Here is a 17,670-nt window from a genome sequence, read left to right as displayed (position 1 = left end):
CATGAACCAACGTAGTGAAACAGTTGTAAAAGGAGTCTTCCTTGCGTTCCTTGTCTTTCTTTTGGTGGGTGCGCCATTGGTTGTTTCTGCGGAAACCGCAGATTCGTATGCTCTTTCGATTCAAAAATACAAGCTCGATGCGTCCACTTCTTTACCCAAAGAGTTTCTTCAAGATGGAACCAAGGTGGAACACGCAGTAGATGCCGATGGCAAAAAACTCGTGGCACTACCAGGGATTCAATACGAAGTCACTCGGGTGACCCCGATTTCTGGGGGAACTGATTATCAACTCGTCGAAGGGGCTGCGGCCTTTTCGACAACGATTGTCACTGACCAAACAGGTCTAGCACGAATTGATGGTTTGGCCCAAGGAATGTATCGGGTGATTGAAAAGAATAACGGGCAACTCAAAAATGTGATGGAGCCGGTGATTTTGGAATTGCCTCTGCCTCAGGCAGGAGACAAACCCGCTCTTTCTGAAGTCTACTTATATCCAAAATCAAGTGTGGTCTCGAGTAAGGCACCGACGGAGAAACCAAAAACGGTGGAACGCCTGCCACAAACCAGTGGCAATATCGGTAACTACCGACCGTTTATCCCCCTAAGCTTAGTGATTTTGATTATGGGGGCTCTCGGGTTTCTCTCGATGCGCCAACGAAACACACGGAACTAAGTAAATGTCTGAAGGAGTAACTCTATTTGTAGGGTTACTCTTTCTTTCCTTGATACATAAGGAGCTAAAAAAGAGAGGGGAGCGACGTCTATGGGGCGCAAACGACCAAAACAAACCAAACCGAACACACGAAAAAAACATTCTTTTTTGATGGTCTTCGCCTGTGTGATGATTGTCGCAGGAACGTTGATTTTACTTTACCCCATTGTCGGTAATTACTTAGCCAATCGCGAACGAAGCGAGGCGGTCTCCCAGTACGATGACACCTTAAAAAAGATGAGCCAAGAAGAACGAGAAGCCCAGATTCAATTGGCGAATCGTTACAACGACTACATTTATAAAAAACAAGAAGGCAAACAAGTTGACCCGATTGTCTATAGCTCTGTCGCTAGTGAAGGGGCCGTTATGGGGACCTTAGATATTCCAGCTTTGGATATTCAAGCCTTGCCCTTTTATAACGGGACTTCTTACAAAACCTTAGACAAAGGCCTGGGGCATTTTGAACCCTCTACGATTCCTGTCGGTGGGAAAAATACTCGTGCCGTGATTACCGGGCATAGTGGCGTCAAAAACCAAGTCTTGTTTACGGATGTCAAAAACTTAGTTGAAGGAGATATCTTCTTTGTCAATATTTTAGGAAAACGGTTGGCTTATGAGATTGATTCTTTTGAAGAGGTCTTACCCAGTGAAGTGGATAAGGTCAAAATCATCTCGGGGAAAGATACTGTGACGCTACTGACCTGTACCCCGCCGGGGATTAATACGTATCGTTTGTTGGTGACTGGGCATCGGATTCCCTATGAAGAAGCCTTGAATAAAAAGGTGACCAAACGAAACCTATGGAGCTACCAAAACATTGTGCTGTTGACCTTAGCGGTCAACCTCTTAGTTTTCTTGATTTTGATGGCGATTTATCGCTTCCAGCTGAGACGCTTTCGTTCTGAAGACCCAGAGGTCTCAAAGAAAGGCCGCAAACAATTGAAACGCTTATTCTTTGTCACCAAATGTCTTTTTGTGGCGTTGTTCTTAGCAATGGTAACGATTCTTGGGATTGCGATTTATGGGTATGCCCATATGCAAGAGGAAACCGAGATGCCACAAATTAACATTGGAAAAGAAGAAGAAATTAGTCAATACAACTTAGACAAAATCAGTCAAGCAAATTTTGAAGAAAAACAAATTGCCAGTGTCAATGTCTCCAATTATGCCGAAGCCAAAACCGTGTTTCAACAAACCACCAACAATTGGGGCATCGGCAAAGTAGTGATTCCTAAGGTTGCGATTGATCTGCCTATTTTGGCTGGGTTAGCCAATGAAAATTTACTGACAGGTGCCGCGACCTACCGCAAGGAACAACAGCTGGGCAAAGGCAACTATGTCTTATTGGCCCATAATATTTTTGACCGAGATGTCTTACTGCATCGAATTCAGAACTTGGATGAGGGAGATGTAGTGTATACGACAGACTTTAAGGATGTCTATACCTACAAAGTGACTGTTAATAAAGTGATTCGTGATACGGAGGTAGCGTATGTGGAAAAACAACCTTCGGATACAACCGCGATTTTGACCTTACTACGATGTGAAGGCGACATTGGTACCATCTATCGGCGTGTGGTCCAGGGGGAGTTGAGTAGTATTCAACCCTTAAAAACAGCCGATGCAGCGGTTCTAAAAGAATTGGGTCTGGTTCAACAAAACAAGAAAGTGACGGGTGAACTGGTCAAATCAGACCCCGTTCATTCCTTTCAAAAACGAAGCATGTTGTTGTCTGCGCGGGTCATTTCTGAGCCGATGCAGACCATCGTGCCGTTGTTTCTGTTGTTTTTACTGCCCATTTTGTTTTTGAATTTTATCCGTTAGGAAGGAGTCCCAATGACAAACGAACACTACCACAAGCGCCAGCGTGTCCCGAAAGGGACAAAACGAAAGAAACGACGAACCCTCTGGGTGTTGTGTTTGGTTTTTCTTTTTGTTGGGGTGTCTGTGCGACAGCTCCTTGTATCGACGTATTTGATTCACCCGGTGACAGGCTCTTCCATGGCACCAACCCTCAAAGAAGACGAGTGGGTCCTGGTTTCAAAAAAAGAACCCTTACAGCGTTACGCCATCATTTCCTTTTCGATGGCCGAGGAACCCGGGCAATTTGTGAAGCGGATTATTGGTTTACCAGGAGATGCCCTGTTTATTACAGGCACCCGAATGGTGATTGATTTGGATGGCACAGGCAAGTTTTTGAATACCTATAGTGTCGATCTTTCCGTCAGCTGGGCAAACACTTGGCGGGGACGAACCACCATCCCTGAAGGCTGTTACTTTGTGTTAGGCGACCACTTAGGCGTCTCCAAAGATAGCCGCGCCTTTGGTTGGGTCAAACAAGCCACCATTGAAGGAACCGTTTTGTTTAAGAACTAAAGACACAAAATAGAAAGAAAACAACTTGTTAAAAAAATGAACACAGAAGGGAGGCAAACAGATGTTGATGCTTTTTTCATGGATTGGCGGTCTATTTCTCGTGAGTTTGACTGGGCTTTTAGGCTATCGCGCGATTGTTCGGTATCAATTGAAACAACTGGCGGTGGACGATGTCGAATCCGTTCCAGCGAAAAAGAAGCTGATCTATATTAAGCAAAGAGAAAATGAAAAACATATTCATTATCTTCTTTTTTGGGGCTTAGGGATGACTTTTTTCCTCTTTTGTCTGTTTTATTACACCCTAACAATCCAACAAAAGAATACGGAAATTACCCAACAATTGACCCAAGCCAATGAAGAATTAATGACGCTGAAGACTGAACAAAAAATCTTCATTCAACAAACACCTCTACAGGAGTATCCAGAAAAAGGGCTAGGGTTAGCGGATGAAGCATGGGCGCCACTGACTTCTGAAAAGGACAATCGAAAGCTTCAGGGCAAGATGGAACAAACCCTCTCGCAAAAGCTGGCGCCTTATATCGGACTGTCGACAGTCTTACTAACAGTTGAGCCGTCGACTCAGACGATTTACTTGTCGATTCAAAATGAGGAGCGAGGGAACTTGAAGATGGCGCCGGTGATTTCAAAGATCCTTGCCGAACTAACGGCGGTCAACACGCTGAAGGAAGTGACGTTCCAAACAGTCGGCATCTCCGATGGCAAGACCGAACAAAAGGAACAGTGGCAGTACACCCGTGTTGGTGAAGAAGATTTTCAATTAGTGGCGGAACAAAAATAGAGAAAGAAGGACAAACGAATGGCAGAAAAGAAACGTGAAGGTTGGTTTTTTACCAAAAATATTTTGGATGAAATCAATGAGTTATCAGATGACGATTTTTTGGATGAGGCAAGTGAAGAGAAACCTAAAACCATTGAAAAAGAAGAAAAAGTGGTGCCAATCAATCGAGAAACAGACTTTGTGACTGTCGCAGAAAAGGAAACGAACCAACAGGTTCTGGACCAAGAATTAACGCGTTTGAAATCCGAATTAAAACAGATCAAGGAAGAGGCTATGAAAGAACCGACGGTTTCGTTAGATACCTTAGTGGCGACCCAACAAGACTACGAAAGCAAATTGACGGAGCTAAAAGAAGAAAACAAACGTCTACAAGAAAGTAAACGGACGTCTATGCAGCGGGAAGACCAGCTGTTGGACCAACTAAAAGAAGCTGAAACAACCTATGAAGCCCTCAAAAAACAATGGTCAGATGCCACGGCGCAACTAGAAGCGAAGGACACGACACGTGATAAATTAAAAATGAGAGTGATGGAAGTGGAAAACGAACTGGCTGAGACACAAGCAATCGTCGCAGAAAAAGACCAATTGCTTGCGCAAAAAGAAGAAGAAGCCACCTCTATTCATGAAGGACTACAAGCAACGCATGAAAAATTTGCGCAGTTAAGCCAACACTTGACGGAGGAAAAAGAAAAATCGGCTCAATTAACCGATCTTCTTGAAGTAAAAGAACGTCAAATTGAAGGGTTCCAAGTCCAAGAAGCAAGGAGTAGTCAAAACGAAGAACGTTACCATCAATTGGAACGCCAAGTGGCGGAATTATTGAAAGAAAACAATACGTTGACTCATGAATTGAACCAAGCCAAACAAGGCATTGGGGAAGTCTTAATCGTGGCGAAGAAACAAGCCCAACAGTTTGTGGACGAAGCCAAACTAGAAGCCAATCAATTGATTCGTGCAGCGAAGATTGAGTCGGAACAAATCGAAAGTCAAGCCAAACAAATCTCATATGAAATCAATAAATCTCGTCAAACAGTCTCTGAGATTTATGATGTCTTGGAAAAGAAAGTCAACCAACTCTTTGACCCAAGACGCGCAACTGAGCGTGACAGTCGAAGAGAACAAGCTTAGGCTCACCGATACTTAAGAAGAGAGAGGATTCGCCATGGAAAAAAAGAAAGAGGGTTGGTTCTTTAACAAGAACATCATTGAAGAAATCAATGAGCTGCCTGATGAGTTATTTGTCGAAGAAGAGGTTGAAGAAGAGGCGACCACCGATGAAGCATCTGAAGTGGTCCGTCTACAAGAAGCCCTGACAAAAATAACAGAAGAAAAGAAAACAACTGAAGCCAAATTGGTCGCTTTGATTGAAGAAGTCGCGGCTTTAAAAAGTGAGCTAGAAGAAACCAAAAACAGCACAGTGACAAACGCTGCGTCTGAAACCCAACTGGCAGCGTATCAAATCAATTATGAAAAACTAAGCAGTGAGTACGAGGCGGAAAAACAGACCAAAGAAAAGCTACGTCACAAGCTAGGGCACTACAAACAGCTTTTGGAAGAGACGGGTGCGCTTGTGTCAGAAAAAGACACGCTTCTATTGAAGGAACAAGCAGATAAAAAGGAGCTCACAAAGGCCTTACAAGAGACCATAAAAACACTGGAGGAACGCCAACAAGATTGTCAGACGTTAGAACAGACAGTCCAAACGGCCGAGGAACAACTCACCGATTGGCAACAACGGTATGAAACCCTAACGCAACAGCTCAAAGACACGCAAGCAGCGCTTCAATCTGATTCCAATGGCAGCGACCAATTGATTCAAGCACAAAAAGAAATTCAGACATTGAAGCAACAAAATGAAGCCCTTCAACTAGAGGTTAGCCATTCCCAACAAGAGATTGGTGAAGTCTTGGTTTCCGCAAAAAAACAAGCGAAACGGACCTTAGAAGAGGCGGAAGCGGATGCCAAACGGATGATGAATTCAGCTGAGATGGCCTTAGAAAAAATCAGTCATCGGGTGAAAAAAATCTCGGTGGAAGTCGATGAATCACGAAAGAATGTCACCGAAATTTATGACGACTTACAATTTAAAATCGAAAAATTGGTGCAGGTAGGACGTTTGAACACGGAAGAGTTTAGCGACTGAGTCTTCGAATCAACTTAGTTTTCTAAGAAAGAACATTCCTGGCAGTTCTCCACCTATGAGATGAGACAGGCCAAGTAAGTGGAAAAGAGGTTTCCTGACCACCGAACAATACGTGAATAGGGGGCAGGGAGATAACGCCAACCGACTGAACTGTATGAAGCGCATGCATACAGGACACTTACCCGTAAAATAACTGAATGTATTCTTTCTTAGAAACAAACTAGGACGAATCAGAAAAGGATAGCTGAATGATGAAATGGTTTAAAAAGAAAAAAGGAACAGAAATCCTGCCTCGAAAAAAGCCTCTTCAAAAGAGTCGGTTTCAAAAAGCTTTCGGTTTTTCGATTGGTTTTTGGGCACTGTATTCGAAGATGGATAAAAAGCAAGGGGCAGGAATTTCTAAAGATATGGTCAAAAAGATCTATGAACGCGTGTTGGTGTTGGAAAAGAAAGAGATTTTTTTTGACCCGGATACAGAAATTTATGACACGACTTTGAAGATTCATATGAAAGACGGGACTTTGATTATTTATGGTTTTTGGAACATGAATGAGGAAGAGACCATCGATGAGATTGTCGGGGCTCGTTTTTATAAGCAGGCCAAGGATGAGAAACCAAAAGAGAGTCTAAAAAAACAAAAAAAGAATAATTAAAATAACGTAACAAAGGAGGGATACTATGCGACACCAAAAATATGATGCAGCCTTTATTTTAAAGGGCGCGTATCAATTGGCCCTGAAAAAAGGCATTGATAACATCACGTCAAGAGGACTAGCTAAAGAACTGGATATCTCGACACAGCCAATCTATCTCTCTTTTCAAAATATTGAAGAGGTCAAAGAGATTTTAACAGAACAGATATTGACCAAAATTCAAAAACAGTATTTCAAGGGTGAACAAAGTCTGTCTGAGTTTTTAGCGAATTATTGTCGGTTTATTCAAGAAGACGCCTTATATTATGTCTTGTTTGCGGACAATCGCATGAAGATTCGCTCAAAAGCCTTTTTGTTTAACTTTTTTGAAGCCTGTTTTAAAGAGGAGACACGATTGACTACTTGTGAGAAACAGATTCTATTTTCTCGTATGCAGGGCATGATTTCCGTTCTTACTGAAACTGGCGAACTGAGTCAAAAAATGTATTTATTGGAAGAGATGATTCAATCGGATAGCCAATTGATTTTGGCTAATCAAAAGGAACTAGCAACCTCGTGATTGTTCAGAAAAATTGTCTTTTGAAGAGACTGGATCAAGCACCACCAGAAGAAATCTGTATTAAGAATGATAAAAAGGGCAGCAAAGAAGGTAGGAGATTGGTCAATTGACTTGTCTTCTATTTTTTTACCGATAGAGCACTGGGTTTTGATGGTTACAAGGTGTTCACGGTAGCGCGTTAGAGCAATCGGATTATGTAGACTCGTATTCATTTGATGTGCGATAAGGAATTTTTCTAGCTAGATAGAATCGAGAACCTGTGTAGAAAAGAGTAGGCAATTGTTTGGTCGAGTGTTACGAACTTCTGAGAGCCATTTCACAGGAATTTTTGTTGTACCTTTGTGTGGGCGTGCTATACTAATCATAATAAATTGAGGAGGTTTTGGGGATGGATGAAATTCGTATTGAAGTAGCGACTTTAAAAAATGCAGAAGCGCTATTAACAATTTATGCGTATTACGTGGAGCACACGGCGATTACGTTTGAAGATAAGGTACCTAGCCTGCAAGAGTTTCAACAGAGAATGGTTACGACGCTTGAACGTTATCCCTATTTCATAGCAAAAAAGGGGGAGGAAATTGTTGGTTATGCGCATGCGGGGACGTTTAAAGGACGAACAGCATATAACTATTGTGTAGAGACGACGATTTATATTGCGCACAATTGTAAACGAATGGGGATTGGAAAAAAATTATATCAGGCGCTTGAAGAAACGTTGAAAAAACAGGGGATTTTGAATTTATATGCGTGTATTGCCTATCCAAGAGTTGAAGATCAGTATCTTTCAAAAAATAGTGTTGAATACCATGAACGTTTAGGCTATCGTTTGGTGGGTGAGTTCTATCAGTGTGGGTTTAAATTTAATACGTGGTATAACATGGTTTGGATGGAAAAAATGATTGGGGAGCATTCCTCGAATCCGACAATTAAGTGGTTTAGTGAGCTGAAAGAAACGATAGAATAGAGGCTAATCAGATAAGCAGACCATGACGGCGAGAGGAGAGACGATGAAAAAACGGGAATTTATTGTTCAGGATTTATTGAGTAAGATTTATCAGGAAGAATTTGCAGAGGGGAAACTGCCGAATCAGCGGAATTTAGCGACTACTTATGGTGTGTCACGATTCACTATTCAACAAGCAATTAAGAGCTTAGAGGAGATTGGGATTGTTCGGGTGGTGCAAGGATCAGGGATTTTTGTTCATGAAAAGTGGGTCAAGAATCCGCTGATTTTTAACTCGTTGACTCGAACGCCTTATGATCGGATAGAGTCACGGGTCTTAAAATTGGAGAAACGAGCGGCGGATTATGAAGAAAGACGCTTATTTCAATTAGATGAAAACGAAGAAGTTTGGCATTTTGAGCGAATAAGAATTGTTAATTATAAGATTGAACAGTTAGAAAATTCTATTTTACCTGTGAAGTTATTTCCGGTAATCACAAAGGAAGTGGTTGAGCATTCAATTCAGCGTTTTGTTGAAAAACAAGGCTATAAAATTTCCCACTATATCAGCAATTATACGCCTGTTAATTTGACAAAAGGACAATCAGAGGTCTTGATGAGTAAACGGGGAACACCGGCTATGCAAATTAAGAACCGGGCGTTACTAGAGGATGGTCGAGTCTTTGAATATAGTGATATCTTGGCAATCGATTATTCGGTGACCTACATTCGACCGTTTGATCGAATCATCCATCAATCACGAATTGATTAAGCGTAAGGTTAGAACTTGCTAATTGAGTGAACCGCTTATTTGTAAATTAATAGTCAAAAAAAGAGTAGAGGAGGGAGGTCCTAAACAGGTGATTTTGAAGAACTCCTTTTTTCAGCCAAATCAAAAAACGTTTGAATACATCCTTTAATTCAGGGTGTTCAAACGTTTTTTTGGCTTTATGGTGTGACGATCGTGCCATCGGGTGTTCTACTTTGCGTCCATTCATGTGGGCGATACACGACAGGAAATTTTTCAGCAAGTTTTTCATCAAAAGTTACGCCAATGCCGGGTCTTTCTATCGGGTAGAAGAAGCCCTTTTCAGGAGCAGGAATATGACCAAAGATTTTTTGTGTATTTTCAGGAACATCGATATTTTCCTGAATAGCCGCATTATGAAGATGGATATTCAGATGTGTATTAACTGCGAGACCAACAGGCGAAATATCTGAAGGTGTATGCCAAGCAATGCGAATTCCCACAGCGTCACACAAATGAGCTAGTTTTAGAGCGGGAGTAATGCCACCGATTTGCGAAACATGTGCGCGCATATAATCAATTTGTCGGTTTAGAACAAGCTCTTTCCATTCCATTGGGTTATTAAATAATTCGCCTGTTGCAATGGGCGTGGATGCTTGACTACGCAATTGTGCCAGCCATTCATTTTGATTGGGCGGCAAAATATCTTCTAAGAAAAAGAGATTAAAAGGCTCAGCTGCTTTGGCAAAACGAATTGCTTGGTTGGGTTGTAAACGTTCATGAACATCATGTAGCATTTTGAATTGATGACCATATTTTTCTTGAATAGCAGCAAACATTTTTAAAGTCGTTTCAGTATATTCGTCTTGATCAAAATAAGAGCCGGCAATCGGATTTGTTGGGGTTTGTAGATTCATTGGATTTCCGCCATAAAAGCCCAATTGACAACGAATATATTGGTAACCTTCATTTAGAAAACCATCAATTTCTTTATATAAGTCGTCAAGATTATCGGCAACTGCATGCGTGTAAGCTGGGATGGCTGTTCGAGCTTTTCCTCCTAATAATTGATAAAGAGGCATATCTGCTAACTTTCCTTTAATATCCCACAAAGCCATATCAACTCCCGAAATGGCATTATTTGTAATTGGTCCATTCCGCCAGTATGAGTTCACGTTCATGACCTGCCAAATATCTTCAATTTGATTGGCATCACGTCCGATTAATAGTGGTTTTAAGTATTCATCTACGACCGTTTGAACCGCTAAAGGTCGGAATTGGAAGGTGCCACAGCCTAGTCCAGAAATGCCTTTATCTGTCTCGACTTTGACAACTAACAAATTGTGTCTATCTGGTTTGATTGCATAACTTTTTACATCTGTGATAATAGTTGGTGTCATTTGATTCACTCCTTGTAAATAAGTATCTCTTCTTAAATAGTAAAACACGCGCGTATAGGGACTGTCAATTTGGTCTAAAAAAAAGTGATTAATAGTCTAAAAATCAGTCCAATAATTCTAATTATCATATTGAAATGCTGTTATATAAGTGTTTTTCATATATTTTTGTGAAATAGGACTGGTTTTACAACGAGTGGTGCACATGTTAAAATAACTCGTGTAAACGCACACAAGGAGGAAGTCGAAAATGGAGCATAAAGAGATTGCAAAGAGAATTATCGAAGCAGTTGGAGGAACGGAAAATATCAATAATGCTTGGCATTGTATGACGCGCTTGCGCTTTAATTTGAAGGATGAAAAGCGGGTGGACTACAAAGCATTGGAAAAAATCCCTAAAGTAGTGGGAACAAAATTCCAAAGCGAACAGCTACAAGTTGTGATTGGAACAGACGTGGCAGATTATTTTAAACCACTAGCAAAAGAGTTAGGGCTTGATGGAAATCAAGCGCAGTCCGATGTACCAAAAGAGAAAAAAGGAATTATTTCATTATTTATGGATACTGTTTCAGGTGTCTTCGGTCCCCTAGTTCCAGCGATTGCTGGAGCGGGAATGATTAAAGGATTAATGGCTGGATTAGTTGCTTTGAACGTTATTTCAAATCAAACAGATACGTATCTAGTAATTGATATGCTAGCAAGTGGCGTCTTTACATTCTTACCGTTTTTTGTAGCGGCTTCAGCAGCCAAAATTTTCCAAACGAACCAATATTTAGCGATTGCAATTGCGGCTGCATTACAATTTCCGACTATGTCAAATGCAGTTGCAGAAGGAAAAGTTTCTCAATTCCTATTGTTCGGAGCTGTTCCAGTACCTGTCTTTAATTATGCAGGAACGGTTATCCCTATCATTTTGGCAGTTCTAGCATTAAGTTATATTTATCGCTGGGTGGATAAGGTTTTACCACAAGTTTTACGGACAGTCTTTACACCAACGATTTCGTTATTTGTAGCAGGTCTTGTAACGTTAACGATTATTGGCCCTATCAGTATTCATTTAGGGAACTTATTAGCAGATGGTGTGGAAGGATTATTCACAATTTCACCAATTTTAGCAGGGATTGTGGTGGGCGCGATTCGACCAATTGCGATCTTCACAGGATTGCATCATGCAATGACACCAATTGCTTTACAAAACTTTGCCAACCAAGGATATGACATGTTGATGCCAATGATGTTTATGGCGAATATGGCCATTACTGGAGCGACAGCAGCAATGTACACTAAAGTGAAAACGAAAGAAGAAAAATCTGTTATTTTATCTTCAGCAATCTCTGGGCTGTTAGGGATTACTGAGCCTGCATTATTTGGGATATTGTCAAAATATAAGAAAGCTTTTTTAGCGGCAACTATCGGAAGCGGTGTGGCATCAGCGTTCATTAGCTTCTTCGGTGTTCGAATTTATGGGTATATCTTATCAAGTATCTTTAGCTTACCCGCTTATATTGGTCAATATTTCATCTTTGCTATCTTAGGAATTGTGATTGCGCTTGTATTATCATTTGTGATTGCTTACCTGTTAGTACCAAAAGCTGAGGATGAGAGTGAATTTACAAACGAGCTTTCTTTACATGCTGTTGCAAAAGGGCAATACGTTCCCTTAGCTGATGTTCCTGATGAAGTATTTTCAACAAAAATGATGGGGGATGGTTTTGCGATTGAACCGAGTGATGGCACCATCTTCTCACCAGTTAACGGGACAGTGACCACCGTTTTTCCTTCAAAACATGCGATTGGTTTGCGAACAGAAAATGGGATTGAGGTTCTCGTTCATATGGGGATTGATACAGTTTCTCTAAATGGTCAGGGCTTCACTGTTTCAGTAAATGTTGGTGACAAGGTAACAACAGAAACACAACTAGCAACCATGGATTTAGAATTTATACGCACACAGAAAAAAGAGACAGTAGTCGTGGTTGTTGTAACTAACATGGATCGTGTGTTATCTTTTACAGGGGAAAAAGTTCTTGATGGTCACCACCAACAAGGAGATATAATGGAGCGATTGGTTCTTAATTAATGGTATTAAATGGTAATGAATAGAATACGAAAAAACTGATTTTGATGAGGCGAATCAAGATCAGTTTTTTTGTTTATTAAGCGAGTGTCGAAAAAAAGATATCATTGAAAGTGAGCATACGGAGCGGCAGTTTTTTCTACTACAAAGGCTAGTCTTATTTTGAGCTTTTGTTCCGAACACATTTGATGTTACAATTAAAAATGTATGTAACTGTCTATGAGATATTAGATAACATGAGGAAGGCAATTTACTAATGATTTTTTGTAGGGGAAAGTTTGTTGAAAAAGACACTATTTTCATGTGTAACGTTAATGATGGGTTTTAGTATGGCGGCATGTTCGGCAAAGACCGAAAGGAGCAAAGAAAGTCAAAATACAGCTCGAAGTGCCACTCAAGCTACAAATGATAGCCGATCATCTACAAGTAAACAAGTAGAAACGCAAGTCACAGAAGAAACTCAGACAATCACTTCAACAACAAATGGAGAGAAAAAAATGATTGATTTGTCTGGTACTTTTTACACGGCTGTAGGAGAGACTTCAACAATCAAATCATTAGGGAAGAATCAATGGGAAATCGCTTATTCAACTGCTGAGGGGGATGTGACAGCAACCTTTGAAACTAAGTGGAAAGATTCAGAGCAGATAAAGAAATCAAAAACGCCAATGAAAAAATCTGATGAATACTCTGGATTCAATAGTATTGTAGAGTACATAAGTGAGTCTGAGATAAAAATTACAATGGAAGACGGTAATCCGAGACACGAGATGGTTTTTACTAGATAGAAACCAAAATCTGATGAAAAATATGAAGTAATTTTACAAGGAGATTTATCCGCGTTTGTTGGCGAGTTTTCAACCAAAGAGTTCAATAAAAGCATTGCTGAGTCAGGATTCACTCTGGGTGGGTACACACCAGATGACTATTATAATAATCGGACAACTGTATTCCCTCAAATACAAAAAAATGGGTATTGGAATGGGATAACTTCACATGGAAATTATGAAATAAAAATTTCAGATATGCCCAAAAAAGTAGCAGGTTATTTTGAAGTCCATGTATATGGAACAAATCTAGGCGCCAATGATGGAGAGTTGACTTTTTTCTTAGTTCCGCCTAAAGTAACGGGACCGGATGGAACAATAAGTGATGATAGACGTGTTTTTCAAGAACTTTATGATGGGAAATTACATTTGAACGAGTATCAAAAAGTAGAATGGTGGAAAGAATATTAGTCTGAATAACAAAATTGTAATATAAGTTTTACAAATAATTAGGTTAGACTTTTAGGAAGTGAGCAAACATAAACGCAACAAGGGAAATGGTTGCGTACTTTGTTCGTTCTTTTACAAAAAATGGAGAAAAGTATTTCATTAAAAAACTCTGATTGAGCGCTGAGTTGTGATACAATGTTGAGAGGAATTTAAGTAGAGAAAGAATAATTAATCAGCGCTATGACAATAGATTTTCTCAGTAAAGTCGATAATTACTGACTTAAAAAAATCACTAAGTAGAGCTAAATGACTATATTTAGGAGCCAACGCGCAAAAAAATAACAGAAAAGTGTTGGCTTATTAACAGAGGCTGGGACAGAAGTGTTTAACTCCGAGAACCGGGTAGGTACTGTGCAACATCAACTCATACTTCGTTGTGTTTTACAGCACCGAGTAGGTACTATGCAACATCAACTCATGCTTCGTTGTGTTTTACAGCAATAAGAACCTTCAACTCTAGCATGTCTCATGCATAGAAGTTGTTGAGATCGGAGTGTAGATGGAATTCACGGAAATGACAAGAAACACGAAAGCCTTTCTTTCGATGTTGATTGATTCCTACGTGGTGCTCTACAAATTTTTGTGACCAAGTAGGTACTGTTCTACATCTATTTACTTTGTAAATAGTGTTTCACAGCAATTTCAGCTTATTTTTCGAACCTTCAACTCTAGCATGTCTCATGCATAGAAGTTGTTGAGAGCGGAACAATGTCCTTCAATTCTTAAGGTGTTTCACCTTTAGAGATTGATGAGATCGGAGTATGGTTTTTACGTAGTGAAGACCTTCAACTCTAGCATGTCCCATGCGTAGAAGTTGTTGAGAGCGGAACAACGTCCTTCAATTCTTAAGGTGTTTCACCTTTAGAGATTGATGAGATCGAAGTGGTTTTACGGAGTACAGACCTTCAACTCTAGCATGTCCCATGCGTAGAAGTTGTTGAGAGCGGAACGCAGTCCATCAGTTCTAAAGGTGTTCCACCTTTAGAAATTGATGGGGCGGAGTGCAGATGGAGTTGCTTCTGTACCCACCGTTTATTCGGATAAAGAGAGGCTGTGGTGCACGAAAGTGAAAAAACAAAGTAGCTGCGTTTGCCCAATTGATAGGAAAAATAATTGATAGGCTTCAAAAGTCTTGATATAAAAGGAGTTTTACACATGAGTACAATCCAGTGGTTCCCGGGACATATGGCGAAGGCGCGTCGTGAGGTCTCTGAAAAATTAAAATTTGTGGACATTGTTTTTGAATTAGTAGATGCGAGGTTGCCTATTTCTTCAAGAAATCCTATGATGGATCAAATTATTCAACAGAAGCCTCGGTTAGTTTTATTAAATAAGGCTGATTTAGCTGACCCACAACAAACAAAATTGTGGCAAGGTTATTTTCAGCAAAAAGGTTTTGTGACATTAGCGATTAATGCGCAAGATAATAAAGGGGTAAAAAATATTGTTCCTTCAGCGAAAATCGCACTGAAAGAAAAAATTGAGCGCAATCAGGCAAGAGGATTAAAACCTCGAGCAATCCGCGCAATGGTGATTGGCATTCCAAATGTGGGTAAGTCGACACTGATGAATCGTTTGGTGGGAAAAAAAATTGCACAAACTGGAAATAAACCTGGCGTGACGAAGGGACAACAATGGTTACGTTCGGGGACAGAGCTTGAATTATTAGATACACCAGGGATTTTATGGCCTAAGTTTGAAGATGCCCAGATTGGTAAAAAACTTGCTTTGACAGGAGCAATCAAGGATCAACTGATTCATTTGGATGATATGGCGTTGTATGGCATTGATTTTTTTGCCCGTCACTATCCTGGTCGTTTAGCAGAGCGCTACCAGCTGACTGAAGAGCAGGAAAAAGAGCTTGCTCCTGAAATATTAATGACAATTAGTCAAAAACGTGGCTTTAGAGATGACTATGGTCGTGCGAGTGAAATGCTTGTGTTTGAGATTCGTAGTGGCAAGCTAGGCAAGTATACACTAGATCGTTATGAGGAGTATGAAGAGTAAAATGAAACCTGAATCGATTGCGGATATAAAACAAAAATTAGTAACGATAACGACCGCTGAAGATCCCTATGTAAAAAGTTTGCGAGAAGATTCTCGGGCGGGCGTTCAGACAGCGTTAAAACAGTTTGATAGAAAATTAGAGAAGCAAGTGGCTTTACTGAAAAAGCGGCAAGAAATGAGCCAGTTTGAGCAACAAGCCTATAAAGAAGGTTATCAATTAATTGCGGGAATTGATGAAGTTGGTCGCGGTCCATTGGCGGGTCCGGTTATTTCAGCAGCGGTTATCCTACCTAAGGATTGCGACATTTTAGGATTAAATGACTCCAAACAGCTTTCAGAAGCCAAACGAAATCAGTTGTTTGATGAGATTAATCAAAAGGCTGTTGCTATTGGGATTGGTCTTGTTGATCAAACAGAAATCGACGCAATTAACATCTATCAGGCGAGCAAAAAAGCGATGATGCTAGCAGTTGAACAGCTTTCAAAAACGCCTGATTATTTATTGGTAGACGCGATGACTTTACCTATGGAAACGGCTCAACAAAGTTTAATAAAGGGTGATGCACGGTCTATTTCAATTGCGGCTGCCAGTATTATCGCTAAAGTCACTCGAGATCGTTTGATGAAGGAGTATAGCTTGGAGTACCCGTTCTACGGTTTTGAAAGAAATGCAGGTTACGGCACCAAAGAGCATCTACTTGCTTTAGAAGAGCATGGGATTACGCCGATTCACCGTTTAACTTTTGCACCAGTCAAAAATTATGTAAAATAAAAAAATAAATGAAATGCCTCTTTTTTTGCGCATACTTACTTTGATGAGTATGGAAAAAGAAGGGGGATTTTTTATGTATGAATTAGAAAGCTTACTATTTAAGCTTTTATTTTGTCGAGGAATTAGTCTGCGAGGAAGTTGGCGCTTAATTAAGTATGCACTAGAAAAGCAGTATACACATTTTAGTTTAGGAGAAATTGTCTATCTAGCGGTTGAAAGGCAGCATGAACAAGCGTTTCGTGAATCTTGGCGGGAGCTATCAGATGAGCTGATTGAAGAAAAAAAACAAGAACAGACTTATTTGTTTTGTTTGAATGAAGAGTATCCTGAGATTTTATTGGAGATTCCGTATCCACCAATCTTTTTATTTTATGAAGGGAATTTGTCTCTTTTAATGGAAAAGAAGCTTTCTTTTGTAGGCGCTAGGGAGGCGACCAATTATGGCACGCAGGTAGTGAGTCGTTTGATTCCAACCTTGGTTACTAACGAATTTGTGATTGTTAGTGGGCTAGCCAAAGGGATTGACGCACAGAGTCATGCCAAGGTTCTGTCGCTTGGTGGCCAAGCAATTGGAGTAATTGGAACAGGGTTAGATTGTTGTTACCCCAGTTCGTCTAGGGAGCTTCAATTGGAGATAGCTAAAAATCATTTATTAGTCTCTGAATATCCTAGCGGTGTTGGACCCAAACGTCATCACTTTCCAATGAGAAACCGGATTATTGCGGGTCTTTCATTAGGTACGTGTATTATAGAGGCGAAAAAAAGAAGTGGTTCGTTGATAACGGCTCAGATGGCAATGGAGTATGGGCGTGAGGTTTTTGCGGTCCCTGGTGATATTTTATCTGGCCACTCAGATGGTTGTCATAATTTGATTCAAGATGGCGCAAAATGCGTGTTTTCAGCAAAAGATATATTGGACGAGCTTCATCACTTTCTGTGATTGACTCTCTTTTGTGTAAGAAATAGGTGGCTTGTTGTCATTTAAATAAACTAGCGTAGAGCTCGTTTTCCTTATCGAATGAGAATTTTTTGTACAAGCAAAATTTTTCCTTCTATTAAAGAAGGCTTTATTGAATAGATATCTCTGTATCGCTTGTTAAACAAAAGAAGCGAGAACCATATGAATAATTTATTTTTGTTCTTTTTAAGACTTTTTCAGTAACTTTTTTTTAACGAAACTAATTCCTTCCTTGACAAACCTTTTTTG

General features: G+C 40.2%; 17 protein-coding genes. 16 read left to right on the top strand and 1 reads right to left on the bottom strand.

All coding sequences use genetic code 11. The features are described 5' to 3' along the window. Nucleotide 1 precedes the first annotated feature (1 nt). From IGI37_RS09240 to IGI37_RS09195, 10 genes are all read left to right on the top strand, one after another. Entirely contained in the window at nucleotides 2-673 is a 672-nt protein-coding gene (locus IGI37_RS09240; protein ID WP_438761390.1) for a pilin N-terminal domain-containing protein, read from the top strand. 90 nt (nucleotides 674-763) lie between these two features. Next, complete coding sequence (locus IGI37_RS09235) at nucleotides 764-2,536, top strand: class C sortase (RefSeq protein ID WP_438761389.1); 1,773 nt, start codon at nucleotides 764-766, stop codon at nucleotides 2,534-2,536. A gap of 12 nt (nucleotides 2,537-2,548) precedes the next feature. Beyond that, nucleotides 2,549-3,088 (top strand): signal peptidase I, encoded by a 540-nt coding sequence (gene lepB, locus IGI37_RS09230; RefSeq protein WP_438761387.1) that lies wholly within the window; start codon nucleotides 2,549-2,551, stop codon nucleotides 3,086-3,088. 61 nt (nucleotides 3,089-3,149) lie between these two features. Next, nucleotides 3,150-3,887: a hypothetical protein gene (locus IGI37_RS09225; RefSeq protein WP_438761386.1), complete on the top strand. Its 738-nt coding sequence runs from the start codon at nucleotides 3,150-3,152 to the stop codon at nucleotides 3,885-3,887. An 18-nt stretch (nucleotides 3,888-3,905) separates the two neighbouring features. Continuing rightward, the gene (locus IGI37_RS09220) at nucleotides 3,906-5,015 is read left to right on the top strand and encodes a hypothetical protein (RefSeq protein ID WP_438761385.1); all 1,110 of its coding nucleotides are present in this window, start codon (nucleotides 3,906-3,908) and stop codon (nucleotides 5,013-5,015) included. A 34-nt stretch (nucleotides 5,016-5,049) separates the two neighbouring features. Continuing rightward, nucleotides 5,050-6,030: a hypothetical protein gene (locus IGI37_RS09215; RefSeq protein ID WP_438761384.1), complete on the top strand. Its 981-nt coding sequence runs from the start codon at nucleotides 5,050-5,052 to the stop codon at nucleotides 6,028-6,030. A 251-nt stretch (nucleotides 6,031-6,281) separates the two neighbouring features. After that, nucleotides 6,282-6,683, top strand: a complete 402-nt coding sequence (locus IGI37_RS09210) for a hypothetical protein (protein ID WP_438761382.1) — start codon at nucleotides 6,282-6,284, stop codon at nucleotides 6,681-6,683. 25 nt (nucleotides 6,684-6,708) lie between these two features. Then, nucleotides 6,709-7,242: a hypothetical protein gene (locus IGI37_RS09205; RefSeq protein WP_438761380.1), complete on the top strand. Its 534-nt coding sequence runs from the start codon at nucleotides 6,709-6,711 to the stop codon at nucleotides 7,240-7,242. A gap of 388 nt (nucleotides 7,243-7,630) precedes the next feature. Next, a complete protein-coding gene (locus tag IGI37_RS09200; RefSeq protein WP_438761378.1) occupies nucleotides 7,631-8,206 on the top strand; it encodes a GNAT family N-acetyltransferase in 576 nt (191 codons plus the stop codon). A gap of 43 nt (nucleotides 8,207-8,249) precedes the next feature. Further along, nucleotides 8,250-8,957: a GntR family transcriptional regulator gene (locus tag IGI37_RS09195; protein WP_438761376.1), complete on the top strand. Its 708-nt coding sequence runs from the start codon at nucleotides 8,250-8,252 to the stop codon at nucleotides 8,955-8,957. 176 nt (nucleotides 8,958-9,133) lie between these two features. Here the strand turns inward: IGI37_RS09195 and IGI37_RS09190 are convergent, their stop codons facing one another. Continuing rightward, nucleotides 9,134-10,333, bottom strand: a complete 1,200-nt coding sequence (locus tag IGI37_RS09190) for an enolase C-terminal domain-like protein (RefSeq protein WP_438761374.1) — start codon at nucleotides 10,331-10,333, stop codon at nucleotides 9,134-9,136. 247 nt (nucleotides 10,334-10,580) lie between these two features. Here IGI37_RS09190 and IGI37_RS09185 point away from each other — a divergent pair, with 247 nt between their 5' ends. The 6 genes from IGI37_RS09185 (at nucleotide 10,581) to dprA (ending at nucleotide 17,403) form a co-directional block, all read left to right on the top strand. Beyond that, complete coding sequence (locus IGI37_RS09185) at nucleotides 10,581-12,410, top strand: glucose PTS transporter subunit IIA (protein ID WP_438761372.1); 1,830 nt, start codon at nucleotides 10,581-10,583, stop codon at nucleotides 12,408-12,410. A 278-nt stretch (nucleotides 12,411-12,688) separates the two neighbouring features. Continuing rightward, a complete protein-coding gene (locus tag IGI37_RS09180) occupies nucleotides 12,689-13,195 on the top strand; it encodes a hypothetical protein (RefSeq protein WP_438761371.1) in 507 nt (168 codons plus the stop codon). Between the two features lie 237 nt (nucleotides 13,196-13,432). Next, the gene (locus tag IGI37_RS09175) at nucleotides 13,433-13,645 is read left to right on the top strand and encodes a hypothetical protein (RefSeq protein WP_438761370.1); all 213 of its coding nucleotides are present in this window, start codon (nucleotides 13,433-13,435) and stop codon (nucleotides 13,643-13,645) included. A 1,194-nt stretch (nucleotides 13,646-14,839) separates the two neighbouring features. Beyond that, nucleotides 14,840-15,691 (top strand): ribosome biogenesis GTPase YlqF, encoded by an 852-nt coding sequence (gene ylqF, locus IGI37_RS09170; protein WP_438761368.1) that lies wholly within the window; start codon nucleotides 14,840-14,842, stop codon nucleotides 15,689-15,691. Nucleotide 15,692: 1 nt separating this feature from the next. After that, complete coding sequence (locus tag IGI37_RS09165) at nucleotides 15,693-16,463, top strand: ribonuclease HII (RefSeq protein WP_438763622.1); 771 nt, start codon at nucleotides 15,693-15,695, stop codon at nucleotides 16,461-16,463. A 73-nt stretch (nucleotides 16,464-16,536) separates the two neighbouring features. Further along, a complete protein-coding gene (dprA, locus tag IGI37_RS09160) occupies nucleotides 16,537-17,403 on the top strand; it encodes a DNA-processing protein DprA (protein ID WP_438761366.1) in 867 nt (288 codons plus the stop codon). Nucleotides 17,404-17,670 lie beyond the last annotated feature (267 nt).

Source organism: Enterococcus sp. AZ194, from assembly GCF_051713825.1.
Taxonomy (GTDB): Bacteria; Bacillota; Bacilli; order Lactobacillales; family Enterococcaceae; genus Enterococcus_K.
The sequence above is the reverse complement of the archived record's forward strand: the minus strand, read 5'-3'. Positions and strand labels throughout refer to the sequence as shown.